20 protein-coding genes are annotated in these 23,558 nt (G+C 71.8%); 13 read left to right on the forward strand and 7 right to left on the reverse strand.

What is annotated here, in order from left to right; all coding sequences use genetic code 11:
* The first annotated feature begins 153 nt into the window (after positions 1-153).
* Positions 154-1,632: a short-chain fatty acid transporter gene (locus NITAL_RS02670; protein WP_052664519.1), complete on the forward strand. Its 1,479-nt coding sequence runs from the start codon at positions 154-156 to the stop codon at positions 1,630-1,632.
* A gap of 7 nt (positions 1,633-1,639) precedes the next feature.
* On the opposite strand, the gene NITAL_RS02675 is transcribed toward NITAL_RS02670, so the two are convergent.
* From NITAL_RS02675 to NITAL_RS26945, 4 genes are all read right to left on the reverse strand, one after another.
* A complete protein-coding gene (locus NITAL_RS02675) occupies positions 1,640-3,142 on the reverse strand; it encodes an amidohydrolase (protein ID WP_169786700.1) in 1,503 nt (500 codons plus the stop codon).
* Positions 3,139-3,729: a GNAT family N-acetyltransferase gene (locus NITAL_RS02680; protein WP_052664520.1), complete on the reverse strand. Its 591-nt coding sequence runs from the start codon at positions 3,727-3,729 to the stop codon at positions 3,139-3,141. The genes NITAL_RS02675 and NITAL_RS02680 overlap by 4 nt, the downstream gene beginning before the upstream one ends.
* Positions 3,730-3,739: 10 nt before the next feature.
* Positions 3,740-5,134 (reverse strand): acyltransferase family protein, encoded by a 1,395-nt coding sequence (locus NITAL_RS02685; protein ID WP_052664521.1) that lies wholly within the window; start codon positions 5,132-5,134, stop codon positions 3,740-3,742.
* Between the two features lie 151 nt (positions 5,135-5,285).
* A complete protein-coding gene (locus NITAL_RS26945; RefSeq protein WP_157041575.1) occupies positions 5,286-5,789 on the reverse strand; it encodes a nuclear transport factor 2 family protein in 504 nt (167 codons plus the stop codon).
* Between the two features lie 78 nt (positions 5,790-5,867).
* On the opposite strand from NITAL_RS26945, the gene NITAL_RS02695 reads away from it, so the two are divergent.
* The 3 genes from NITAL_RS02695 to NITAL_RS02705 are packed head-to-tail and all read left to right on the forward strand — an operon-like array spanning position 5,868 to position 7,641.
* Positions 5,868-6,446, forward strand: a complete 579-nt coding sequence (locus NITAL_RS02695; protein WP_052664522.1) for a TetR/AcrR family transcriptional regulator — start codon at positions 5,868-5,870, stop codon at positions 6,444-6,446.
* A gap of 43 nt (positions 6,447-6,489) precedes the next feature.
* Positions 6,490-6,954 carry an OsmC family protein gene (locus tag NITAL_RS02700; protein WP_052664523.1) on the forward strand — a complete coding sequence of 155 codons (465 nt, stop codon included), beginning with the start codon at positions 6,490-6,492 and terminating at the stop codon, positions 6,952-6,954.
* A 60-nt stretch (positions 6,955-7,014) separates the two neighbouring features.
* The gene (locus NITAL_RS02705; protein ID WP_052664524.1) at positions 7,015-7,641 is read left to right on the forward strand and encodes an FMN-binding negative transcriptional regulator; all 627 of its coding nucleotides are present in this window, start codon (positions 7,015-7,017) and stop codon (positions 7,639-7,641) included.
* Positions 7,642-7,674: 33 nt separating this feature from the next.
* On the opposite strand, the gene NITAL_RS02710 is transcribed toward NITAL_RS02705, so the two are convergent.
* A complete protein-coding gene (locus NITAL_RS02710) occupies positions 7,675-8,088 on the reverse strand; it encodes an arsenate reductase ArsC (RefSeq protein ID WP_052664525.1) in 414 nt (137 codons plus the stop codon).
* 49 nt (positions 8,089-8,137) lie between these two features.
* A complete protein-coding gene (locus tag NITAL_RS02715) occupies positions 8,138-8,818 on the reverse strand; it encodes an arsenate reductase/protein-tyrosine-phosphatase family protein (RefSeq protein WP_211262162.1) in 681 nt (226 codons plus the stop codon).
* Between the two features lie 92 nt (positions 8,819-8,910).
* Between NITAL_RS02715 and arsB the strand changes: the two genes are divergently transcribed.
* From arsB to ftsH, 4 genes are all read left to right on the forward strand, one after another.
* Positions 8,911-10,005: an ACR3 family arsenite efflux transporter gene (gene arsB, locus NITAL_RS02720; RefSeq protein ID WP_052664527.1), complete on the forward strand. Its 1,095-nt coding sequence runs from the start codon at positions 8,911-8,913 to the stop codon at positions 10,003-10,005.
* Positions 10,006-10,211: 206 nt separating this feature from the next.
* Complete coding sequence (locus NITAL_RS02725; protein ID WP_052664528.1) at positions 10,212-10,424, forward strand: hypothetical protein; 213 nt, start codon at positions 10,212-10,214, stop codon at positions 10,422-10,424.
* Positions 10,425-10,490: 66 nt separating this feature from the next.
* Positions 10,491-13,595 carry a sialidase family protein gene (locus NITAL_RS02730; RefSeq protein ID WP_052664529.1) on the forward strand — a complete coding sequence of 1,035 codons (3,105 nt, stop codon included), beginning with the start codon at positions 10,491-10,493 and terminating at the stop codon, positions 13,593-13,595.
* A gap of 51 nt (positions 13,596-13,646) precedes the next feature.
* A complete protein-coding gene (gene ftsH, locus NITAL_RS02735; RefSeq protein WP_052664530.1) occupies positions 13,647-15,644 on the forward strand; it encodes an ATP-dependent zinc metalloprotease FtsH in 1,998 nt (665 codons plus the stop codon).
* A gap of 10 nt (positions 15,645-15,654) precedes the next feature.
* Here the strand turns inward: ftsH and NITAL_RS02740 are convergent, their stop codons facing one another.
* Positions 15,655-16,080, reverse strand: a complete 426-nt coding sequence (locus NITAL_RS02740) for a hypothetical protein (protein ID WP_052664531.1) — start codon at positions 16,078-16,080, stop codon at positions 15,655-15,657.
* 159 nt (positions 16,081-16,239) lie between these two features.
* On the opposite strand from NITAL_RS02740, the gene NITAL_RS02745 reads away from it, so the two are divergent.
* The 5 genes from NITAL_RS02745 (at position 16,240) to NITAL_RS02765 (ending at position 23,555) form a co-directional block, all read left to right on the forward strand.
* Positions 16,240-17,313 (forward strand): quaternary amine ABC transporter ATP-binding protein, encoded by a 1,074-nt coding sequence (locus tag NITAL_RS02745; protein ID WP_052664532.1) that lies wholly within the window; start codon positions 16,240-16,242, stop codon positions 17,311-17,313.
* Between the two features lie 44 nt (positions 17,314-17,357).
* Positions 17,358-19,250 carry an ABC transporter permease gene (locus tag NITAL_RS02750; RefSeq protein WP_169786701.1) on the forward strand — a complete coding sequence of 631 codons (1,893 nt, stop codon included), beginning with the start codon at positions 17,358-17,360 and terminating at the stop codon, positions 19,248-19,250.
* Between the two features lie 32 nt (positions 19,251-19,282).
* Positions 19,283-20,311, forward strand: a complete 1,029-nt coding sequence (locus tag NITAL_RS02755) for an ABC transporter substrate-binding protein (RefSeq protein WP_083441154.1) — start codon at positions 19,283-19,285, stop codon at positions 20,309-20,311.
* 67 nt (positions 20,312-20,378) lie between these two features.
* Complete coding sequence (gene betA / locus NITAL_RS02760; protein WP_052664534.1) at positions 20,379-22,058, forward strand: choline dehydrogenase; 1,680 nt, start codon at positions 20,379-20,381, stop codon at positions 22,056-22,058.
* Between the two features lie 30 nt (positions 22,059-22,088).
* Positions 22,089-23,555, forward strand: a complete 1,467-nt coding sequence (locus tag NITAL_RS02765) for an aldehyde dehydrogenase family protein (RefSeq protein WP_052664535.1) — start codon at positions 22,089-22,091, stop codon at positions 23,553-23,555.
* The last annotated feature ends 3 nt before the right edge of the window (positions 23,556-23,558 follow it).

Here is a 23,558-nt window from a genome sequence, read left to right on the forward strand (position 1 = left end):
GAGGACCCCACCCCCGCGGACCGCGGGGGTGCGGGTGCGTCCGTCCACCCGGCGGTTGCATCCCTCCTGCTGGCGCGTAGCGTCCGCTGCGACTCGTGCGGTGACGCCCGCGGCGAGCGCGAGAGCGCCGCACCTGACGGGAGGGAGTCACGCGTGCGCGCCATCGCCAAGCCGTTCATCACCTTCGTCGAGCGCTACTACCCCGACCCGTTCGTGTTCGCCATCGGGTTGACCTTCGTGGTCTTCGCCCTGACGCTCGGGTTGACGGACGCGGGGCCGGCCGAGTCGCTCAGCGCCTGGGGCGCCGGACTCGCCGGCCTCCTGGAGTTCATCACCCAGATCTCGATCGTCCTGATCACCGGTCACGCGTTGGCGCACACCGATCCGATGCGCCGCCTGCTCGGGCGCGTCGCATCGCTGCCGCGCTCGCCCAACGCCGCCTACGGGCTGGTGACCCTGGTCGCTGCGCTCGCGAGCCTCGTCAACTGGGGGTTCGGCCTGGTCGTCGGGGCGTTGCTGGCTCGGCAGGTGGCGATGGCGGGACGTGAGCGCGGCCTGTCGCTGCACTACCCGCTGCTGGTCGCCTCGGCCTACGCCGGCTTCGTGGTGTGGCACATGGGCTACTCGAGCTCCTCGGCACTGTTCGTCGCCACACCGGGCCACGCGCTGGAGGACCGGGTCGGCGGCGTCATCCCCGTGACCGAGACCATCTTCGCGCCGTGGAACATCGCGACGGCGGTCGTCGCCGTCGTCGCGATCGTCGTGCTGATGCCGACGCTGCGACCGCGCGGGGCCGACGCCACGTTCGAGATCCCCGACGCGGCCATCGCCGACTACCGCGAGACCCAGGCCCGCATGGACCGTGAGCTCGGCGACGGGCAGGGGGACGCCGGGTACGGCGTCGGTCGTGGTCCCGGTAGTGGACCTGCACGCGACCGGCGCGGTACGGGAGGGCCGGGCACCGACACCGACGTCCGGACCCACGAGCCGGAACCGGACCTCACGCCGGCCGAACGTCTGGACCGCAGCCGGGTGGTCAGCTTGGCCCTCGGCCTCGCGTTGGTGGTCTACCTCGCCTACTGGTTCGGGACCGAGGGGCTGAACCTCACCCTCGACATCGTGAACTGGACCTTCCTCGCCCTCGGGCTCCTGCTGTCCCGGTCGGCGCTGCACTACGTCAAGCTCGTGACCAACGCCGCACGCACCGTCGGCCAGATCATCCTCCAGTACCCGTTGTACGCCGGGATCATGGGGTTGATGATCGACACCGGGTTGGTGTCGATCATCGCGGACTGGTTCATCTCGATCTCGACCGCGGGCACCCTCAGCTTCTTCGCGTTCCTGTCCGGCGGGATCGTGAACTTCTTCATCCCGTCGGGTGGCGGTCAGTGGGCGGTCCAGGGGCCGATCTTCATCGAGGCGGCACAGACGATCGGCACCGACCCGTCACGGGTGGTGATGGGGGTCGCCTACGGCGACCAGTGGTCCAACATGATCCAGCCGTTCTGGACCATCCCGTTGCTCGCGGTGGCCGGGCTCCACATGCGCCGTGTGCTCGGCTACACGTTCGTGGTGTTCCTGGTGACGTTCGTGGTCTTCACCGGAGGCTTGCTCCTCGCTGGCGCGGGGTGACCGACGCTCAGAAGGTGCGGTGCGTCCACCGGCCGGCGCAGAGCGTGCCCACGACCCCGGGGTCGGTCAGCTGCGAGCCCTCCAGGTCGAGAGGGTCGTGGTCGAGCACCACGAGGTCGGCCGGATCGGCCGCGGTCAGCCTCGTTCGTCCCCGGCTGGAGGCCGCGAGGGCGTCGGCGACGCCGATCCGCTGCTCGGGGTGCCAGGGGGCGCGGTCGTCGCCGGTTCTGGTGACGGCGGCGCTGATCGCGACCCACGGGTCGAGCGGTGCGACCGGTGCGTCCGACCCGAACTCGATGGTCGCCCCGGCGGCGAGCAGATCCGCGAACGGGAAGGTGCGATCCGTGCGCCCGAGCCAGTGGCGGTCGGCGACGTCGCGGTCGTCGACGAGGTGCGCCGGCTGGACCCCGACGACGAGGCCGGGTCGGGCGAAGCGGGGGACGTCATCGCGTGCGATGAGCTGCGCGTGCTCGATCCGGCCCGCGGTGCCGACCGCTTCGAACGCGTCGAGGGCGAGCGCCGTCGCGCGGTCGCCGATGGCGTGGACGGCGCTGTCGATCCGGTGGGCCGCCGCCTCCCGCATCAGCTCCTGCAGCAGATCGGGTGGCGTCTCGAGGAGGCCGTGTGCGCCGTCGTCTCCTGCCACCTCGGGGTAGGGCTCGTGGCACAACGCGGTGCGCGAGTTGAGCGAGCCGTCCACGAACAGCTTGAGCGGGCCGACCGCGACCATCCCGCTGGTCGCGTGGACGATCGTTCCCGACGGCATGCCGCGGGCGATGGCGGCCCGGAGGTGCTCGCGGTAGACGGTGCACTCGATGCGGACGTCGAGCCGTCCCCGCTCGGCACGGCGCTGCCACGCCGGCAGGCAGTCACCCATCTCGAAGTCGATCAGGCCCGTGACCCCGCGGGCGGCCGCAGCGGTCAGCGCCTCGGTGACCCAGCCGTCGATGGCGTCCTCGTCGTGCTCCTGGAGCGCCCCCATCGCCTGGTAGCAGGCACGCTCCTTGAGGACGCCTGTCTCGTGGTCCCCCGCCCCGACGCGGACGAGCGCCGCCGGGCTGAGCCACGCGGTGTGCAGGTCGTTGCCCTGGATCGCGACGACGCGGCCCGGGGCCACCGCCTCGAGCAGGTCCTTGTCCGGGGCATCCGGCCACAGCGCGTCACGCATGCCGACCCCGATCAGGGCCTCACCCGGACCGAGCGCGACCGCGGCGGCGGCCACCAGGTCGGCTGCGTCCCGGGCGCTCGCGGCCCCTCGCAGGTCGAGGCGACGTCGGGCGACCGCCCACTGCTCGGCGTGGACGTGGGTGTCCCAGAGGCCAGGGATGACGGTCCGGCCAGCGAGGTCGACCCGCTGCGGCGCCACCGCGTCGGACGGCGGTTCCCCGTCCACCGACGCGATGACCCCACCGATCACCACGATCGTGGACGGCTCGGCGGCGCCAGGGAGCCGCGCTCCTTCGAGGACGAGGGACGCGGCGTCACCGTCGCCGGTCGTTATCCCGCTCACGAGGTCGCGACTCCGGGCGACCACTCGTCGGCCAGCACGGCGTAGACGGCCTCGTCGGTCCACTCACCCTTGACCAGCTCGTTGCGCACGAAGTAGGCCTCGCGGCGCATGCCGACCTTCTCGAGCACCCGCGCCGACGCGACGTTGCGACCGTCCAACCGACCGATGATCCGGTGGAGGCCGAAGCGCTCGAAGCCGAGTCCGACCATCGCGCGGGCCCCCTCGGTCGCGTACCCGCGTCCGTGCCGGTCGGGGTGGAGGATGTAACCGACCTCGCCACCGCGGTGCTCGCGGCTGGTCAGGATCAGGAGGAACTCACCCACGTAGTCGCCCGTGTCGCGCTCGAAGGCGGCGAGGCAGAGCGTGTCGCCCTCCTCCTCGAAGCGGGTCCGGAGGTGGCGCTCGAGCGCGGCTCTCGACGCGTCATCGTCACGCACGTCCCACATCAGGTAGCGGGCGACGTCGGCCCGGCCGTGCATATCGGCCATGGCGGGCAGGTCCGTCACCTCGTACGGACGCAGCAAGAGGCGCTCGGTCTCGAAGGCGAGGCCGTGCGCGAGGTCGTCGGGGCTGGTCACGTCGGTCATCGCGCGGACGCTAGTGCTGGTCACCCACCTCGCGGGCGGGGTTGCGCCCTCGTGCGTCACCGCCCGGTGCCTCGACCTCGCCGTCGTCCATCGGTCGGCCCCCGCCGTCGGGGCCCTCGGCTCGTCGGGCGCGCAGGAGCAGGGACGCCGCGCCGACGAGGACCACGGCGATGTACGACCCCGGGTGCGCGCCGAGGCCCATCGCCACCACGATGCCCAGAAGGAGCGCGGTACCGCCGAGGTAGGTCAGCGCCGCCGAGGTGGTCTGCGGCACCTTCGCCCGGCGCCGGGTCTCGAAGGCGATGACGGCGGCCATCACCGGCGTCACCGCCACGAGGCAGAGGACGACCCACACGAGGCGGCCGGACCAGAAGCCGGCCTCACCCGGGACGCCCGCGTCGATCGGGGCCCCGAGCTGCTCACCCAACCAGGCGGCCGGCAGCTCGGCGAGCTTGTGCCACAGGTACAGCGGCATGCCGAGCGCACCGAGGATGACCACGACCTTGCCAACGGGACGGATGGCGAGCGCTCGCCGGGCGGGGCCTTCGAACACCAGGACCGCGCCGGTCTGCACCCACATGACGCCGACCATGGCGAGCGTCGGTGGCAGGACGTTGGAGGATCCATCGAGCTCGCCGCCCACCACGGCCACGGGGTAGCCCGTGGCGACCCCCGCAGCCAGCCACGCCAGTCCACCGATCAGCAGCACCAGGCCGGTCCGCAGGCCGCCGAAGCGGCCCCGCTTCCACGCGATGCCGAGCTGCTGCGGCAGCAGCCAGATCACCAGGGCATTGACCCAGCCGATGCCGCCGCCGGTGCCGGTGACCAGCGACCCGAGCTCGCGCAGGTCACCGACCGAGGTCACACCGCCGCGTGCGAGGTCGACCACGACGGCGACGAGCAGCAAGCCACCCACGGCCCGCAGCCCGAAGCGGTCGTCGGCGCGGACGCTGAGCGGCAGCAGGGCCTGGACGGCGAGCAGCATGACCAGGAACCACAGGTGCACGGTCAGCGACTGGTCGAGTGGACCGAGCAGGCGGCCGCCGGTCCGCGTGGCGATCAGCGCGAGCACCGCGAGGACGGCCAGGTAGGTCACCGTCGGGCGCGCGAGCCCGAGGGCACGGCCGGCCCACCAGGTGCGTTGGTCGGCCTGTTCCTCGAGACGGCGTGCGACGCCGTCCGCGCTGACCGCCGCCGAGACCAGCACGAACAGCGGGACCACCTGCAGGACCCAGGTCAGCGTGCCCGCACCGTCCCAGACCGTCAGCAGGTGCTCGGTCGAGACCATCCGCCCGTCCTCGAGGCGCGGCAGGGTCGCGATCCAGTGGCCGAAGACCACCACGAGCAGCGCGCCGGCGCGCAACGCGTCGGGGTACCGGTCCCGCCCATCGGTCTCGCGTGCCACGCCCCCACCTCTCGCCCCGGTGCGCGCCGCACGCTACCCCGTCGCGTGCGGCGCCCCCTCGGAAGGGTGTGCAGCGAGGTGGCTCGCTGGACCCCCAGGGCGCTGCACACCCCGCGGTCACGCTGCCGGATCGGGCCGGCGCGACCGAGCGTCAGCTCCGGAGGGCGGTGGCCGGCGTGACGCCGAGCTCGTGGAGCCGGGCGTCGAAGGTGTCGATGCGCCGGGTGTCCTCGTAGAAGTCCTCCTGGTGGACGATGCGGCCCCACCGTGTCTGGAGGACGATCACGACGCGGTTGGCGTACAGCTGCTGCCCGTCCGGTCCGAGCGCGTGATCGTCGAAGCGCGCCACCATCCGTAGGGCCCAGGGCGGACCGCCGATCCACAGGTCCCGGACCTCCCCTTGGAGTCCGGCGCGGGTGAACTCGCGCAGGAACGCCTCGATGGCGGCGGTCCCGCGGTGGGTCCCGGCCCAGCGGTGATCGCCGGTGTCGAAGGCCAGCACGGCGTCGTCGGCGTAGGCGGCCAGCAGCGGCCCGTGATCACCGGCGTTGAGCCGGGCCACGTCGCGACGGAACTTGGCCAGCAGGACCTGCCGGAGCAGCACCCGTCCGCCGATGGCGACCGCCGCGCCGATCGCTGCCGTCCCGTAGAGCATCTCGTCCCCGTTCTAGATAGATCGTTCTAGTAAGCTAGTCGCGACGGAGACGCCCTGACAACATCGAGGTGGAGCGACGTGGCCGAGACACGTGACCGGATCGTCACCACGACCGCCGAACTGTTCCGGCGGTACGGGTACACCGGCACGGGCATGAAGCGGATCGTCCAGGACTCGGCCGCGCCCTACGGGTCGATCTACCACTTCTTCCCCGGAGGCAAGGAGGACCTCGCGCGCGAGGTGATCGTGCGATCGGGAGCGGCCTACCGTGACCTCGTGACCGCAGTCATGGACGCGGAGGACGACGTCCTTGCCAGCGTGGGCGCGATCTTCGAGGGGGCAGCGATCGCGCTGGAAGCGACCGACTTCGCCGACGCCTGTCCGATCGCGACCGTGGCCCTGGAGGTCGCCAGCGCGAACGAGCCGCTGCGCCTCGCGACCGCCGAGGTGTTCGAGGACTGGCTCGCGGCGGCGACGGTCCGCTTCGAGGCGGCGGGCCTCGCCCCGGACCGTGCCCGCGAGCACGCGATCACCGTGCTGTGCCTGCTCGAGGGCGCCTTCGTGTTCTGCCGGAGCCTTCGGAGCACCGAGCCGCTGCACGCGGCAGGGCGTGCCGCCGTCGCCGCGACCCGGACCGCGCTCGCCGAGGCGACCTGACATCATCCCACGACGACCGCGCCTGACCGAGAGGTTGCGACCCGTGGCCGACCACACCTACCGGGTCCACGTCGAGTGGACCGGCAACACCGGGGAGGGCACCGCCAGCTACCGCAGCTACGGCCGTGACCACCGCATCGCCATCGAGGGCAAGCCCGACCTGCTCGCCTCGAGCGACCCGTCCTTCCGCGGGGACCCGAGCCGCCACAACCCCGAGGACCTGCTGGTCGCGGCGCTGTCGGGATGCCACCTGCTGTGGTACCTGCACGAGTGCTCGACGGCAGGCGCGGTCGTCGTCTCCTACCGCGACGAAGCGGTGGGCACGATGGTGACCGACCGGGACGGGGGCCGGTTCTCCGAGGTGGTGCTGCGCCCGGTGGTCGAGGTCACCGACGAATCGATGATCCCGGCCGCGATCGAGGCCCACGAACGCGCGCACGCCCAGTGCTTCATCGCGAACTCGGTCAACTTCCCGGTCCGCCACGAGCCGACGGTCACCTCGGCCTGACGGGACGGTCACCGGTTAGCGTCGCGCTGCCACCAGCCAACCCGAGCATCGAGCCACGGCATGTACGTGCCCGCCCCTTTCGCCGTCGACGACGAGGCTGCGGCCGAGCTGCTGCGCCGACACGGCGCTGCGGACCTGGTGACCGCCACCACCGCGGGCCTGATGGCAACCTTCCTGCCCTTCGTCTTCGATCCGGACGTCGGCGATCGTGGCGCCCTGCTCGGCCACGTGGCCCGCGCCAACCCGCACTGGCGGCACGAGCCCATCGGCGCGGCGCTGGCGATCGTCCACGGCCCGGACGCCTACATCTCGCCGTCGTGGTACGCGTCGAAGGCCGAGCACGGGCGCGTGGTCCCGACCTGGAACTACGTCACCGCCCACGTCCACGGCGAGCTGATGGTGCACGACGACGCAGCGTGGCTGGACGCCCAGGTGCGACGTCTGACCGACCGTCACGAGGCCGAGCTGCCGCAGCCGTGGTCGGTCGACGACGCCCCGGCCGCGTTCATCGCCGGCCAGCTGCGCGGCATCGTCGGCATCGAGCTGCGCATCAGCCGGATCGAGGCCAAGGCCAAGCTGAGCCAGAACCGCTCGGACGCGGACGTGGCCGGTGTCGTCACCGGGCTGGCGGGCCGCGGCGACACCGCGTTCGCCGACGCCGTCCGCGCGACGCAGCACCGGTGCTGAACCGGGACGAGGTGCGCGACGGTCCCCGACTCGTCAGCCCGCGGAGGCCACCCCGAGGTCGGCCATGAGCTCCTCGACGCGTCCACGGATCTGGTCGCGGATGGGACGGACCGCCTCGACCCCCTTGCCGGCGGGGTCCTCGAGCGGCCAGTCGAGGTAGCGCTTGCCGGGCAGGACCGGGCAGGCATCGCCGCACCCCATCGTCACCACGACGTCGGTGGCCGCGAGCGTCTCCTCGGTCCACGGCTTCGGGCGGGCGCCGGTGAGGTCGATGCCCACCTCGGCCATCGCCTCGACCGCAGCGGGGTTGACCTGCTCGGCCGGCGCCGAACCGGCCGACAGCACCTGGACGCGATCACCGGCGAGGTGCCGCAACCAGCCCGCGGCCATCTGCGAGCGGCCGGCGTTGTGCACGCAGAGGAACAGCACGGTGGGGGTGTCGGTCACGACGTGCCCTTCGTTCTCGGAGGGGGCGGGAGGTCCTCGGCCAGGAGCTTCAAACGGCCACGACCGCGCGGGCGAGGCGGTCGATCCGCTCCGAGAGCAGCTCGAAGACGGCGGCGAAGCCGTCCGGCCCACCGTCGGCCGGGTCGGGGACCGACCAGTGCAGCGTCGGCGCGTCGATGTCCAGGTCCGATTCGTGCGCGCGGTCGCACACCGAGACCACCAGGTCAGGTTCGATCTCGAGCTCGCTGTAACGCCGAGGCACCGCGTCGGCCAGGTCGAGGCTGTGCCGCTCCGCGACCGCGAGGGCCAACGGGTGCACCTGCGGCGCCGGCTCGGTCCCGGCCGACAGCGCCGGCCTGCCGGTCCGGGCCTGCCACAGCTGGGCGGCGAGCTGCGAGCGCGCGGAGTTCGCGGTGCAGACGAACACGACGTGCTCCACCGCTCCCGGCAACGGTCGCGGGTCGGTCAGGCCCGCCAGCCGCTCGGTCCGCAGGCGGACGTAACGCCGGCGGGCATCGCCCTGGGACGGTCCCCGCTGGATCACGCCGGCGTCCTCGAGCACGTTGAGGTGGAACGCGAGCAGGTTGGTCGGGACGCCGGTGAGCTCGACCAGCTGCTTCGGGGAGCGGTCCGACAGCTGCAACGCATCGACGATCCGCAGCCGCGTGGGCTCCCCCAGGGCGTGGTGGAGCGCTACACGGTCATCGAGGGACGAGGGAAGCTCAGTCATGATTGGCTCAACGTTAGCTGAGTGATTAGCATCCCGTCCAGGTTCAACGCCGCAGGCCTGCGCTCGTGAACTCTCAGCGACCGGACGATGTGATGGAACCGCTCCCGCCTTCGACCGCCGCCACCGTCGACGCCCGCGACGCCGCGGTGCTCGAGAAGCTGTCGCTGCTCGACCGGTTCCTACCGGTGTGGATCGGCGCGGCCATGCTCGCCGGGGTCCTGCTCGGGCGGCTGCTCCCGGGCGTCGGCGAGGCGCTCGAGGCGCTGAAGATCGACACGGTCTCCCTGCCCATCGCCGTCGGGCTGCTGGTGATGATGTACCCGCCGCTGGCCAAGGTCCGCTACGGCGAGCTCGGCAGGGTCGCGGCCGACAAGCGGCTGCTGATCACCTCGCTGGTGCTCAACTGGGTCATCGGTCCGGCGCTGATGTTCGTGCTGGCCTGGACCTTCCTGCCCGACCTGCCCGAGTACCGCACCGGCCTGATCATCGTCGGGCTCGCACGCTGCATCGCGATGGTCCTGATCTGGAACGACCTCGCCTGCGGCGACCGTGACGCCGCCGCGGTCCTGGTCGCCATCAACTCGGTGTTCCAGATCGCGGCCTACTCGCTGCTCGGCTACTTCTACCTCTCGGTGCTGCCCGGTTGGCTCGGCTGGGAACAGCAGATCCTGGACGTCTCGCTGTGGCAGATCACCCAGGCCGTGCTGATCTTCCTCGGGATCCCACTCCTCGCCGGGCACCTGTCGCGCACGCTGGGTGAGCGGCGCAAGGGCCGGGAGTGGTACGAGGACACGTTCCTGCCCCGAATCAGCCCGTGGGCGCTGTACGGCCTGCTCGCCACGGTCGTGATGCTGTTCGCACTCCAGGGCGACCAGATCGTGTCCCGGCCGCTCGACGTCGGACGGATCGCGGTGCCGCTCCTGGTCTACTTCGCGCTGATGTTCGGGGTCTCGTTCGCGCTCGGCAGGCGGGTCGGGCTCGGCTACGAGCGCAACGCCACTCTGTCGTTCACCGCCGCGGGCAACAACTTCGAGCTGGCGATCGCGGTCGCCATCGGCGTGTTCGGCGCGACCTCCGGGCAGGCCCTCGCCGGGGTCGTCGGTCCGCTGATCGAGGTCCCCGCCCTCGTCGGTCTGGTGTACGTCGCCCTGTGGCTCCGCCGCAAGGTCTACGGGGGCGTGGCCTAGCGTCCGCTCGGCGTCCGTCCAGGAACTGCTCTCGTTCCGGTTCGTATCCGGTGACCTCCTCGCTCGTTGGGTCCCGCGCGGTCGAACGCCGACCCCAGCCCGACCCGGCTCGTCGAGAACCGTTCTGGGAACGACTACTGATTTATGACTAGTCTCCCGGCCGGACGGACGCCCCGTCCGTGTTCGACAGCCCTGAAGGAGGACCCATGTCCGCACGTCCCCGCCGCCTGGCCACGGCCGCCGGCCTCGTCGCCGCGTTCCCGCTCATCGTCGGCTTCGTCGGCCCCGACCACGGTGACCCGCACTGCGACGACCCGATCGCCGAGGTGATCCACGAGGTCGAGGAAGCGACCCACATCCACGCGCTGCACGACGTGGAGGTCGTGTACTGCGACAACGTCGTGCCGCTGCTGCCGTAGGCCAGCCCCACCTCCGGTCGGCGCGACGCGAGTCGCGCCGACCGGCGTCGTTCGAGAAGGACCGCCGTGCGCCTGACCCGCCCCTTCCGCTGCGTCGCCCTCCTGCTCGTCGTTGCGACCGTGGGGACAGCCGGGATCGCCAGCGCGGCGCCCTCGGGGCCGCACGGGACGTGTCCGACGACGGTCGAGGGCGAGGTGGGCACGTGGCTGCGGCGTCCCGCACCGGCCACTCCGACCGGCCTCGATCGCATCAGGGCGCACGCCGTCCACCCTGAGGACCCGACCCGACACCTGATCACCGACGGCGTGTCGGTCATGCGAACCGTCGACGACGGCTGCACGTGGGAGCCGACCTTCACGCTGCCGACGTCACGGAGCCCGCAGCTGCCCGCATCCCGCGACACGGACCGGATCTACGACCTCGTCGCCCACCCCGCGGTTGGCGACCGCGTGTGGGCGGTCATCGCCGTGGGCCAGGCGATCGCCGACGACCAGCACCCCAACGCGGCCTACACACCCGGGAGCGATCGACGCCGCGAGGGGACCTCCACCGTCGTCGTCAGGAGCGACGACGGAGGCCGGTCGTGGGACACGGCTGGCACGCCACCACTGGTCCCCGGCGCGCCGATCCGGCTCGTGGCATCGGCCGCGGATGCCGACACGGTCTACCTGTCCGCGAACGGAGTGCTCCACGTCTCCGACGACGGGGGCGACACCTGGACCCCACGGCCCACGCCGGTGCTCTCCGACGAGAGCCTGCTCGACAGCGAGGGGCGCCCGTACCCGCACCCGCCGATCCTCCCGCTGCTGTACGACCTCGCGGTCGATCCGCGTGACCCCGGCGTCCTGTTCACGCGCACCCGCCACCACGCCTTCCGGTCCGACGACGGCGGGGTGACCTGGACGGTGCTGCCGCCGGCCATCACCAACCAGCCGGCCGGTCCCTTCACCGAGCGGTGGCCCACTGACGGTGACCCACGGGTCCTGTTCGTCCTCCAGACGCTGAGCAACAGCTTCCCGCACGCCGCCTACCGCTACCGAGGACCTGGGGAGCACGAGGGCGGTCAGCTGCAGGAGCTGGCGGTCCCCGAGGGGGAACGGATCCAGGGTGGCGCGCTCGACGCCGCCTGGCACCCGGACCGCGACGAGGTGCTGGTCGCGACCTGGGCGAACAACAGCACCGCGTTCGAGCGGGTCAGCCTCTACCTGTTCGACCTCTCCGATCCGACCGGCGAGGCGACGACCCTGGACTTCACCGAGATCGACGAGCTCGGACTCTCGCCGCTGCACGGTGTCGACGTCGACCTGACCGGCACCTACCACGTGCACAACCAGAGCGAACTGGTCTCGCTCAGGACGTCGGGCTCGGTCGAGGAACCGGTGCGGGGCGACGACGACCCCAACGTCAGCTTCTGCGATCCCATCGCGGACATCCCCCCGCTGGCGCCGGCGACGCCGGCCGAACCGGAGCCCGCTGCGCTCCACGCACCCGACCGCGTCACGGTGCCGACGCCGGGTGAGCAGCAGGTCCCGCTGGCGCTCGACCTGCCCGCGAGGCCCGGCCCGCTCGACGTCTACCTCCTGCTCGACACCTCCAACGGGTTCCGCGACGACATCGGCGACGTCGCGCGCAGCATGGCCGATCTCGTCACCGTGCTGTCCGACGCGGGGGTGGACGCCCAGTTCGGGCTGGGAGACCTCGGGACCGGCGAGGGCCACCGCTACCGGCGGGTGGTCGACATCGGCCCGGCGGGTGACCAGCTGCGCGACGGGCTCCGCAACCTGTGCACCCGGGGCAGCCACGAGGCGCACCTGATCTCCCTGCACCAGACCGCGACGGGTTCGGGGGTGGCGGGCGGCGGGCGGCTGCGGCCGGAGGTGCCGCCGGGACAGGACCCGACCTGGCGCGACGGCAGCCTGCGGACCGTGCTGATGGTGACCGACAACGAGTTCGACGACCGCACCCTCAAGGAGAACGACCCGGACGCCCCGCCCCGCTCGGAGGTCTTCGAGGCGTTCGTGGCGCGTGACCTGCGCTTCGTCGGTATCGAGGTCGTACGCGACGTGGTGACGCCGGTCCCGTCCGAGGGTCAGGAGGGGACGCCGGGTTGGCTCGCGGTCGTCGAGGCGGCGGATGCTGCCGGGCAGACCGCTCCGACACCTGCGCGCGAGGACATGGAAGCGCTCGCCCGCGTGACGGGGACGCTCGCTCCGCCGGGCGGGGTGGACTGCCGCGACACCGGACGGACCGAGCTCGCCGAGGGCGATCCCCTCGTGTGCACCACCTTCTCGACCACCTCGTCGAGGCTGACCGCTGGCCGATCCACGATGGGTGGCGTCCTGGAGCGCGTGTTGCTCGCGCAGGAGGAGCGGCACCCGGTCGAGGTGGTCGTCGTCGACGATCCGGCGATCCCGGTCGAGGTCACCCACGACCGTGGCGACGACGACGTCGACCTCCGCCGTGGGCACGTCGGTGACGACGCGCTCATGTACACGATGGCCGTCACGTGCGGTGCAGACCACGAGGGCCGACGGTTCGAGGTGACGTTGGCTGCGCAGGTGGGTGACCAGGTGGTCTCGACCGCCGACACGATCGTCGAGTGCGGCGGCATCGCCGGCGGGACCGACGCCGCTGACGACGACGGGCCGCCCCCCGCGTCGCCGCCGGAGGCCGCATCGGATCCCGCCCCCGCAGCCGCGGCTCCCCCCGGCAGCATCGGCACGCCGGCACCCGCACCGATCGGTGGACAGGCGCCCGCACCGGCACCGCTCGCCGGGAACGCGCCCGCCTCCGCCGCCAGCAGCGCCCAGGCGCCAGCCTCGAGCCCGTCCCAAGCAGCCAGCCCGTCGCAAGCAGCCAGCCCGTCCCCGGCCGCCAGCCCCGCCCAGGCCGCCAGCCCCGCCCAGGCGGTCGCCCCCGGTGCTGCCGAGGGCGCCCTGGCGGGGCCGGCTGCCGCGGTCGCTGCGCCGTCCACCGAGCAGCACCGACCGCAGGTCGCGTTCGCCGCGGCTCCCGCGGGGGGCGCGCAGCTCGCCTTCGTGGCCGCGCCCGGCCGGGCGCGATCGGTGCCCACCTCCGCGCTGTGGATGACCGCCGCCGCCGGAGGGTTCGCACTGGCGCTCGCGCTCGGCAGCCGACGCGCCACACGACCAGCACGGGTCCGCGGCTGACGGTCCTGCCCCGGTCCCGCGTCCGACTCCGTACGAACCCGAGGTCCCACCATGGCCATCCCACGCCCCGCCCGACCCGGTCTCCGGTTCGGTCTGTTCGTCCTGCTCGTGGCCCTGTTCGCCTCGCTCGGTGGCGCCCTGGCCTACCTCGCCCCACCGACGGAGGGCCGCGAGCTGAGCGTCGACGAGCTGGTCGCGCTCGCGGCTGAACGTCGGGTCGAGGTCGCCACCTTCCTCGACGAGGACGGTCAGGTGACCGGCCGGTGGCGTGCGACACCGCTGCCGGGACCGGGGTCGGAGGCGCAACCGTTCTTCGCGCTCCCGGCCGACCCGGCAGCCGCGCCGGACGGCGAAGGCACCTACCGGGTCGCCTACGCCGGCAGCGACAGCACCAACGCCCTGCTGGTGCAGGCCCTGGCCCAGGGTGGCGCCCGCGTCGAGATCGACCCCCAGCCGATCAAGGGGGCCGTCCGGCTGCTGGCCACCGTGCTGCTGCCGCTGCTGATCCTCGCCAACCTGTTCGGGCTGCTGTTCCTGCTCGCCCGCGGTGGTGGCGGCGGGCTCGGTGAGATCAGGAGCTTCGGCACGCTCGGCGAGCGTGGCGGCACCGCGGTCGAGCCGCCGGCGGTGCGCTTCACCGACGTGGCGGGGGCCGACGAGGCCGTCGCCGAGCTCGCCGAGGTCGTCGCCTACCTCACCGACCCCGACCGGTACGCAGCCCTCGGGGCGTCGCCACCGAAGGGCGTCCTGCTCTTCGGTCCCCCGGGGACCGGCAAGACCCTCATCGCGCGGGCGACGGCCGGGGAGGCGGGCGTCCCCTTCTTCTCGGTCGCCGGTGCGGAGTTCGTCGAGTCACTGGTCGGTGTCGGCGCCGCCCGCGTCCGTGACCTGTTCGCCCGCGTGCGCGCCGCCGCACCCGCGATCCTGTTCATCGACGAGATCGATGCCGCCGGTCGACGGCGGGGCTCAGGTGACGCCTCCGGCGGGTCCGACGAGCGCGAGCAGACCCTCAACCAGCTCCTGGTCGAGATCGACGGGTTCGACGTCGCCAGCGGCATCGTGGTCATGGGCGCCACCAACCGACCCGACATCCTCGACCCGGCGCTCCTGCGTCCCGGCCGGTTCGACCGACACGTCACCATCGACCAGCCCGACGCGAACGGGCGATCGCGGATCCTCACGTTGCACGCCACCGGCAAGCCGCTGGCGGACGACGTGGACCTCGAGATGGTGGCCCGCCGCACACCCGGGTTCACCGGTGCCGACCTGGCCAACGTGGTCAACGAGGCCGCGCTGCTCGCGGTGCGTGACGGTCGCGCGCAGGTGCGGATGACCGACCTGACCGAGGCCGTGCAGCGGGTGCTGTCCGGCCCGCAGCGGCGGGGCCGCCTGCTCACCGAGGGCGAACGACGGCGCATCGCCACCCACGAGGCCGGTCACGCCATCCTGGCTGCGGCGACCGGGCACCTCGAGGCCGTGCAGCGCATCTCGGTCGTGGCACGAGGACGTGGTCTCGGCAGCGTGCAGCTCGGTAGCGACCGGGACGCGGTGCTGTTCACCCGGTCGCAGCTCGCTGACCAGCTGGCCACCGCGCTGTCCGGACGCGCGGCGGAGGAGCTGCTCTTCGGCGAACCCTCCACCGGGAGCGACGCCGACCTCGAGCACGCGACCGATCTCGCACGCGACCTCGTGGCCCGTCACGGCATGAGCGAGCGCCTCGGACGTGTGCGGCTGATGGCGCCGGAGTCCGACCTCTTCCTCGGCGGGGCTGCGGCGTTGAACCGGATCTCCGCGCTCACCCACCAGCAGCTCGACGCCGAGGTGCGCCGGCTCGTGGAGGAGGCCTTCGAACGGGCGACGACGATCCTGGAGGCCCGCCGCCCCCTTCTCACCCGGCTCGTCGACCAGCTCCTCGCAGACGAGACCCTCGAGGGTGCCGAGCTCGGGCGCCTCCTCGCACCGGCCACCGACGACCCGGCACCCCTGAGCGGGCCCGGCAGCGGTCGCGGACCACGACCCTCACCGCAAGGTCAGCCGGCTGCGCGGTGATCTGGCCGCGTTACCGCGACAGCTCCCGGAGCCCCCCGTCCCAGTCCCGGTCCGGCCAACCCAGGGCGACCGCCACCACGCGGTGGCTCGCGAGCAACTCGGCCGCGTCGAGCAGGTCCAGGTCGATCCTGCGAACGACGCCGTCAGGCGTGATCATCGCCAGCGCGAGCCTGGCCGGGTCGCCGGGCAGGACCTCGATGCGTTCGACCACCGCGCCGGCAGCCTGCAGAACACGTTCCAGCAGCGTCCTCGATCGGCCACACAGCGGTCGTCCCGTCGCTGGATCGAGCTGTGCCGCCAACAGGTGACGCAACGCGTGCGCCGTGGTGCCACTGATGTCGAAGCCGACATCGACGACCCGGCCGTCGTCCGACGGAACGGAGAACTCGACCCGTGAGGAGCTGAGACGTATCGCCGCTGATGTGTGTGCCGGCACCTCGCCACCTTCCGTGGGATCAGGGAGGAAATTAGGTTCGCCTAACCTTAGCTTCCCGGGGACGTCGCGGCGTGCCGTTCCGCTGTCCGGCGCCAGCCTCGGAGCTAGGGTGACCTGCGGGGGACCGCTGCTCGAGCCCACAGCCCGGATGGAGGGTGGGTGCCGAACGATCCCGACCACGGTCACGAGAAGGTCGCCTGCGAGGGCCTCTGGAAGGTCTTCGGCCCCAGGCCCGAGCGGGTGACCGACACCCCGGAGCTGGCGGGCCTGTCCCGGGGCGAACTGCTCGAGCGCACCGGTTGCGTCGCGGCGGTCCGGGACGTGTCGTTCTCCGTGGGCGTCGGCGAGCTGTTCGTGGTCATGGGCTTGTCCGGCAGCGGGAAGTCGACCCTGGTGCGTTGCCTGACCCGGCTCATCGAGCCGACGGCCGGTCGGATCGTCCTCGACGGTCGTGACGTCACGGCGGCTTCGCCGGCCGAACTCCGTGAGCTGCGCCGCAACCTGGTCAGCATGGTCTTCCAGCACTTCGGGCTGCTCCCCAACCGCAAGGTGATCGACAACGTCGCCTACGGCCTCGAGATCCAGGGGGTCGACCGAGCACGGCGACGCGAGCGTGCCGGCGACGTCATCGACCTCGTCGGGCTGACCGGGTTCGCGGATCGGTACCCCGACGAACTGTCGGGCGGGATGCAGCAACGGGTCGGCCTCGCCCGCGCCCTGGCCAACGATCCCGAGATCCTGCTGCTCGACGAGCCGTTCAGCGCGCTCGATCCGCTCATCCGTCGCGACATGCAGGCCGAGATCTGTCGCCTGCAGGAGCAGATGGGCGCCACCATGGTGTTCATCACCCACGACCTGCATGAGGCGCTGCGGCTGGGTGACCGCATCGCCGTGATGCGGGACGGCGACATCGTGCAGATCGGCACCCCCGCCGAACTGCTCGCCGCGCCAGCCGACGACTACGTCGCCGACTTCACCCGCGACGTCCCCCGCGCCCTGGTGCTGACCGCCGAGGACCTGTGCCGGCCGCCGTTCGGCGGCACGAGCGCGCCCGATGCGACGCCGGCGACCGGCGAGGTCGACGCGAGGACGGTCCTGCGCGACCTCATCCCCCGTGTGGCGGACGGGCGCGCCGTCCGGGTCGTGCGTGACGGGACCGTCGTCGGTGTGGTCTCCCGCGACCTGGTGCTCCAGGCGATCTACGGCGGCCCGCTGGCCGAGCTGGCCCGCTGATGACGGCGGTCGCTGCCACCCGTCGTGGTTCCCCCACGCGGTGGGTGGCGGATCGGCCGTGGCTCGTGCTCGCCGGCATCGCGCTCGCCATCGGGGCCGTGGCGAGCGGGTGGGAGGCTGGCTACGCCGCGGACTGGAGGCTCGGGGTGGGGCAACGGTTCGATGATCTGCAGTTCTGGATCATCGACAACCGCGCGGACCATCCGCTGTTCACGTGGCTGTTCCGGCCGATGGCGATCGGCGTGGCGACCGGACTGGCCGAGATCGAGGCGCAGCTCCGGCTCCTCGGCTGGCCCGGCGTCGCCCTGGTGGTGGGGACCATCGCGGTGACCGTCGCCGGCTGGCGTGTCGCCGTGGTCTCGCTGCTCGCGCTCAGCGGTGTCGCGCTGCTCGGCCAGTGGGCGGATGCGATGACGACGCTGGCGCTGATGGGCGTCGCGGTGCTGATCTCCCTCGCCATCGGCGTGCCGCTCGGGGTCCTGACCGGACGCGTGAGGACGATCGAGAAGGTGGTGCGCCCCGTTCTCGACGCGATGCAGACCATCCCCGCCTACGTCTACCTGCTGCCGCTGGGCTTCGTGTTCGGCCTGGGCAACCCCGCGGCGATCGTGGCGACGATCATCTACGCCGTGCCCCCGGCGGTCCGGCTCACCGCCCTCGGCATCCACCAGGTGCCCGCCGTCAAGGTCGAGGTCGGCAAGGCCTACGGTGCGACGAACCGGCAGCTGCTGCGGACCGTGCGGTTGCCGCTGGCGATGCCGTCGGTCCGGGTCGGCGTCAATCAGACGATCATGATGGCCCTGTCCATGGTCGTGATCGCCTCGCTCGTCGGCGCCACGGGACTCGGGCGCGAGGTGCTGCGGGGCCTCCAGACCCTGGACGTCGGACGTGCGCTCGATGCGGGGCTGGCCATCGTGCTGCTGGCGATGCTGCTCGACCGCATCACGTTCGCCGCCGGGGGCCGAGGACGGCGGGCCGTGCGTGGCTGGCGGACGGCTGCCCTCATCGCTGGTGCGCTCGTCGTCGGGCGGCTGCTCGGCACGCTGCCGTTCGCGGCGGAGCCACCGCTCGCTGGAGCGCTGTCGGTCGCGGAGGTCACCGACCAGGTGTTCGCCTGGGCACGCATCGAGCTGACCGGGGTGACGACGGCGTTCAGCTCCATCGTGATCCGCTTCGCCCTCGATCCGCTCCACCTGCTGCTGACGAGCGTCCCGTGGTGGCTGTTCGCCGGTGTGGTGGCGGTCATCGCGTGGCGCACCGCCGGTCAGGGCCTCGCCTTCTTCGCGGTCGTCGCGTGCGCCACGATCGGCGCCATGGGGGCGTGGCCCAACGCGATGAACACGCTGAGCCAGGTCCTCATCGCGACCGTGATCACCATCGCGTTGGCCGTCCCGATCGGGATCCTGGCCAGCCAGAGCAACGGGTTCGATCGCGCGTTGCGGCCCGTCCTCGACGGGATGCAGACCCTGCCCGCCTTCGTCTACCTCATCCCCGTGGTGGCGCTGTTCACGATCGGTCGGGTCCCTGGCCTCATCGCGTCGGTCATCTACGCGCTGCCGCCCGGCGTGCGTATGACCAACGCCGGCATCCGCGAGGTCGAGGCGGAGACCGTCGAGGCAGCCCGGTCCCAGGGCGCGACACGGTGGCAGGTGCTCAGGACCGTGCAGCTGCCCCTGGCCCGGCCGACGATCCTCATGGGGCTCAACCAGACCACGATGATGGTCCTGGCCGGGGTCATCATCGCGGGCCTGATCGGTGCCGGTGGCCTGGGGCTGGAGGCCATCCGCGGGCTGACCCGCAGCGAGATCGGACGGGGAGCGGTGGCCGGCATCTCGATCGTGCTGCTCGGCATCGTCCTGGACCGCATCACGCAGTCGCTGGGCGAGGGCGACGCCGAGTTCGTGGAGTCGCAACGAGCCAAGATGAAGACCGCCTAGGCCGTTTCCTGGGCCCAACGAGAGGGAGATCGATGGCATCACGTGAACGTTCCGCACGACGTGTGGTCGCCGGCATGCTGGTGCTCGGCCTCGCGCTGACCGCCTGTGCCGCCGACCCGGACGACGTCGATGTCGGCGAGCTGGGCGAGGACACCGACGACGCCGAGACGACCGACGACGGGAACGGGGACGCGACCGGCGAGGGGGCCGCCGACGGGAGCGTGCGACTCGTCGCCAACCCGTGGCCGGGGTCGTACGCCAACGCCCACGTCGCCGCGCTCATCCTCGAGCAGGAACTGGGCACCGAGGTCGAGATCGTCGAACTCGACGAGAACGCCCAGTGGGCCGGCCTCGACGACGGCAGCCTCGATGCGGTGCTCGAGATCTGGCCGTCCGGGCACGCCGACAACCGGGCTCGGTTCATCGATGATCGCGGCACGGTCGAGGACATCGGTGAGCTCGGCGCCGTCGGACAGATCGGCTGGTTCGTGCCGAGCTACGTGGTCGACGAGTACCCGGAGATGACGAGCTGGGAGGGCCTCGAGGGCAACGAGGCGATCTTCGCCACGGCGGAGACCGGGAACGCCGGCCAGTTCCTCGCCGCCGACCCGTCGTTCGTCCAGTTCGACGAGACCATCATCGAGAACCTCGGCCTGAACCTGACCGTCGTCCAGTCGGGCTCCGAGGCGGCGCAGCTCACCGCGGTCGAGACCGCGATCGAACAGCAGCAGCCGGTGCTGTTCTACTTCTATACACCGCACTGGCTGCACGCCCAGTACGACCTGACCATGGTCGAGCTGCCCGAGTACGAGGAGGGGTGCGACGACCCGGAGGACGAACGCACCTGCGGCTACCCCGAGGACGTGCTGTTCAAGGCGGCCACGGCCGAACTCCAGGACCGTCTCCCTGACGTGCACGCGTTCCTCAGCGCGTTCCAGCTGCAGAACGAGGACCAGGACTCGATCACGTTCGAGATGGACGTCGACGGTCGATCGCCCGAGGAAGCCGCCCAGGCCTGGGTCGACGCCAACGAGGACGTCTGGCGTCCCTGGCTACCGTGACGAACTGACGGACCGCGACGGCGCGTCCCGCTGGGGCGCGCCGTCACCCGCCTGCTGAGGTGAGCTGATGACCGAGCGCTACGACATCGTCATCGTCGGTGGTGGTTCCGCAGGCTGCGCGCTCGCCAACCGCCTCAGCGCGGATCCCTCCACCTCGGTGCTCGTGCTCGAGGCTGGCCGGCCCGATGCGCGCTGGGATGTGTTCATCAACATGCCGGCAGCACTGACCTACCCGATCGGCAGCCGCTTCTACGACTGGAAGTACGAGTCGGAACCCGAGCCCTTCATGGGCGGCCGGCGCATCTACCACGCGCGCGGCAAGATCCTCGGTGGGTCGTCGTCGATCAACGGGATGATCTTCCAGCGCGGCAACCCGATGGACTACGACCGCTGGGCAGCCGCGCCGGGGATGGAGACCTGGAGCTACGCGCACTGCCTGCCCTACTTCAAGCGGATGGAGACCTGTACCGCCGGAGCCGACGAGTGGCGCGGCGGTGACGGGCCGCTCGTCCTGGAGCGCGGCCCGGCCACCAACCCCCTCTTCCAGGCGTTCTTCGAGGCCGGTCGGCAGGCGGGCTACCCGATCACCAGCGACGTCAACGGTTACCAGCAGGAGGGCTTCGCGCCGTTCGACCGCAACGTCCAACGCGGCCGCCGGCTGTCGGCGTCGCGCGCCTACCTCCACCCCGTGCTCGGCCGCCCGAACCTGACGGTCAGGACGCGAGCCCTGGCGGCCCGGACGACCTTCGACGGGACCAGGGCGACCGGCGTCGACTACATCCACCGCGGTCGCCTCCGCCACGTCGACGCCGGAGAGGTGATCCTGTGCGGCGGGGCGATCAACACCCCCCAGCTGCTCCAGCTGTCCGGCATCGGTGATGCCGACCACCTCCGATCGCTCGGTATCCCGGTCGTCCAGCACCTGGCCGGGGTCGGACAGAACCTGCAGGACCACCTCGAGGTGTACATCCAGTACGCCTCCGAGCAACCCGTCACCCTCCAGCCGCAGCTCGCCTGGTGGCGACGTCCCTGGATCGGGTTCCAGTGGCTGTTCTTCCGCCGGGGACCGGGCGCGACCAACCACTTCGAAGGGGGCGGGTTCGTCCGGTCCAACGACGAGGTCGACTACCCGAACCTGATGTTCCACTTCCTGCCGCTCGCGATCCGCTACGACGGCAGCACCCCCGCGGGCGGTCACGGCTACCAGGTCCACGTCGGCCCCATGTACTCCGACGTCCGCGGCTCGGTGACGATCACGTCACGCGATCCGCGCAGCCACCCGGCCCTGCGCTTCAACTACCTGTCGACCGGCAACGACCGGCGCGAGTGGATCGAAGCGGTGCACGTCGCGCGCGACATCCTGAACCAGCCGGCGATGGCGCCGTTCAACGGCGGCGAGCTGTCGCCAGGCCCTGAGGTGTCGACCGACGAGGAGATCCTGGACTGGGTCGCCCGTGACGCGGAGACGGCGCTGCATCCGTCGTGCACGGCGAAGATGGGCACCGACGACCTGGCGGTCGTCGACCCCGCGACCATGGCGGTGCACGGCGTGGAAGGCCTCCGTGTGGTGGACGCGTCGGTGATGCCGTCGATCACCAACGGCAACATCTACGCCCCCGTGATGATGATCGCGGAGAAGGCCGCCGATCTCATCCTCGGCGTCCAGCCGCTCGCGCCCGCCGAGGTGAGCTACTACCGCCACCACAAGGACGTCGACGGGTCGAACGTCGGCGAGGGAGCCGGCTGACCGTCGCACCGTCCGACCGAAGGAGCACACATGCGCGGGCTGTACATCGATGGATCGTGGCGGACCAACGACACCGAGCGGCGCCCCGTCACCGATCCGGGGACCGGCGAGGTGATCGACCGTGCCGTCGAGGCCTCGGTCGGTGACGTCCGCGCCGCCATCGCGGCAGCCCGGTCGGCGTTCGACGACGGGGGGTGGTCGTACACGGACCCGGCGCGCCGTGCCGAGGTACTCCGCGGACTCGCGGCCGGTCTCGTGCGCGACCGTGACGAGGTCGCGCGACTGGAGACGCTCGACACCGGCAAGACGGTCGCTGAGAGCCACGCGGACATCGAGGACTCGGTCGCCGTGCTGCGCTACTACGCCGAGATCGGCGCTGGCGAGGCCCCGGGTGCGATCGCGCTGCCGCGACCCTCGGTGACCAGCATCGTGACGCGCGAGCCCGTCGGCGTGTGTGCCCTCATCTGTCCCTGGAACTACCCGCTGCTCCAGCTCACCTGGAAGCTGGCCCCCGCCCTGGTCGCCGGCAACACGATCGTGGCGAAGCCGAGCGAGCTGACGCCGCTGACCACCAGCAAGCTGTTCGAACTGCTCGACGAACTGGACCTACCCGCTGGCGTGGCCAACCTCGTGCTCGGCGCCGGGCAGCCGGTCGGACACGAACTCGTGGCCAGTCCCGACGTCGATCTGGTCTCGTTCACGGGCGGATTGGTGACCGGCAAGATGGTGATGCGCGAGGCCGCGGTCAACGTCAAGCGCGTCGCGCTCGAACTCGGGGGCAAGAACCCGAACATCGTCTTCGCCGACGCGGACATCGACGCCGCCGTCGACAACGCGCTCACGGCGGCGTTCGTCCACGCGGGCCAGGTGTGTTCGGCAGGGGCGCGGCTCATGGTCGAGGCGCCGCTGCACGACCGGTTCGTCGACGCCCTGGTGGACCGCGCCGCCAAGATCCGGCTCGGGAACGGGTTCGACGACGCGACGCAGATGGGCCCGGTGATCTCGGCCGCACACCGTGACAAGGTCGACGGCCACGTCCAGCGAGGTGTGGCCGAGGGCGCCACGCTGGCTCTCGGTGGTCGTCCGCCGGACGACGACCACCTCCAGGGTGGCTTCTTCTACCTGCCCACGGTGCTGGTCGACTGCGACGACGACCTCAATGTCGTCCGAGAGGAGATCTTCGGGCCGGTCGTGACCGTCGAGCGGTTCGCGACCGAGGACGAGGTGGTCCGCCGGGCCAACGCCACGATCTACGGCCTGGCCGGAGCGGTGTGGACCGCCGATGCGGACCGGGCGCGTGCGGTCGCTCGGGCGTTGCGGCTCGGCACGGTCTGGATCAACGACTACCACCCCTACCTGCCGCACGCCGAGTGGGGCGGGTTCAAGCAGTCGGGCAGCGGCCGCGAGCTCGGTCGGCTCGGGCTCGAGGAGTACTGCGAGACCAAGCACGTGTACCGCAACGAGTCCCCGGCCCCCACGGGGTGGTTCGACGGCTGAAAA

This window comes from Nitriliruptor alkaliphilus DSM 45188, assembly GCF_000969705.1.
In the GTDB taxonomy this organism is placed as follows: domain Bacteria; phylum Actinomycetota; class Nitriliruptoria; order Nitriliruptorales; family Nitriliruptoraceae; genus Nitriliruptor; species Nitriliruptor alkaliphilus.

Bases quoted from the DNA above. Each gene is read 5' to 3' on its own strand.
- NITAL_RS02680 (WP_052664520.1), bottom strand. From the start codon at position 3,729: ATGACCGACGTGACCAGCCCCGACGACCTCGCGCACGGCCTCGCCTTC.
- NITAL_RS26945 (WP_157041575.1), bottom strand. From the start codon at position 5,789: ATGCTCTACGGGACGGCAGCGATCGGCGCGGCGGTCGCCATCGGCGGA.
- NITAL_RS02705 (WP_052664524.1), top strand. From the start codon at position 7,015: ATGTACGTGCCCGCCCCTTTCGCCGTCGACGACGAGGCTGCGGCCGAG.
- NITAL_RS02715 (WP_211262162.1), bottom strand. From the start codon at position 8,818: ATGACTGAGCTTCCCTCGTCCCTCGATGACCGTGTAGCGCTCCACCAC.
- arsB (WP_052664527.1), top strand. From the start codon at position 8,911: ATGGAACCGCTCCCGCCTTCGACCGCCGCCACCGTCGACGCCCGCGAC.
- NITAL_RS02725 (WP_052664528.1), top strand. From the start codon at position 10,212: ATGTCCGCACGTCCCCGCCGCCTGGCCACGGCCGCCGGCCTCGTCGCC.
- ftsH (WP_052664530.1), top strand. From the start codon at position 13,647: ATGGCCATCCCACGCCCCGCCCGACCCGGTCTCCGGTTCGGTCTGTTC.
- NITAL_RS02755 (WP_083441154.1), top strand. From the start codon at position 19,283: ATGGCATCACGTGAACGTTCCGCACGACGTGTGGTCGCCGGCATGCTG.
- betA (WP_052664534.1), top strand. From the start codon at position 20,379: ATGACCGAGCGCTACGACATCGTCATCGTCGGTGGTGGTTCCGCAGGC.
- NITAL_RS02765 (WP_052664535.1), top strand. From the start codon at position 22,089: ATGCGCGGGCTGTACATCGATGGATCGTGGCGGACCAACGACACCGAG.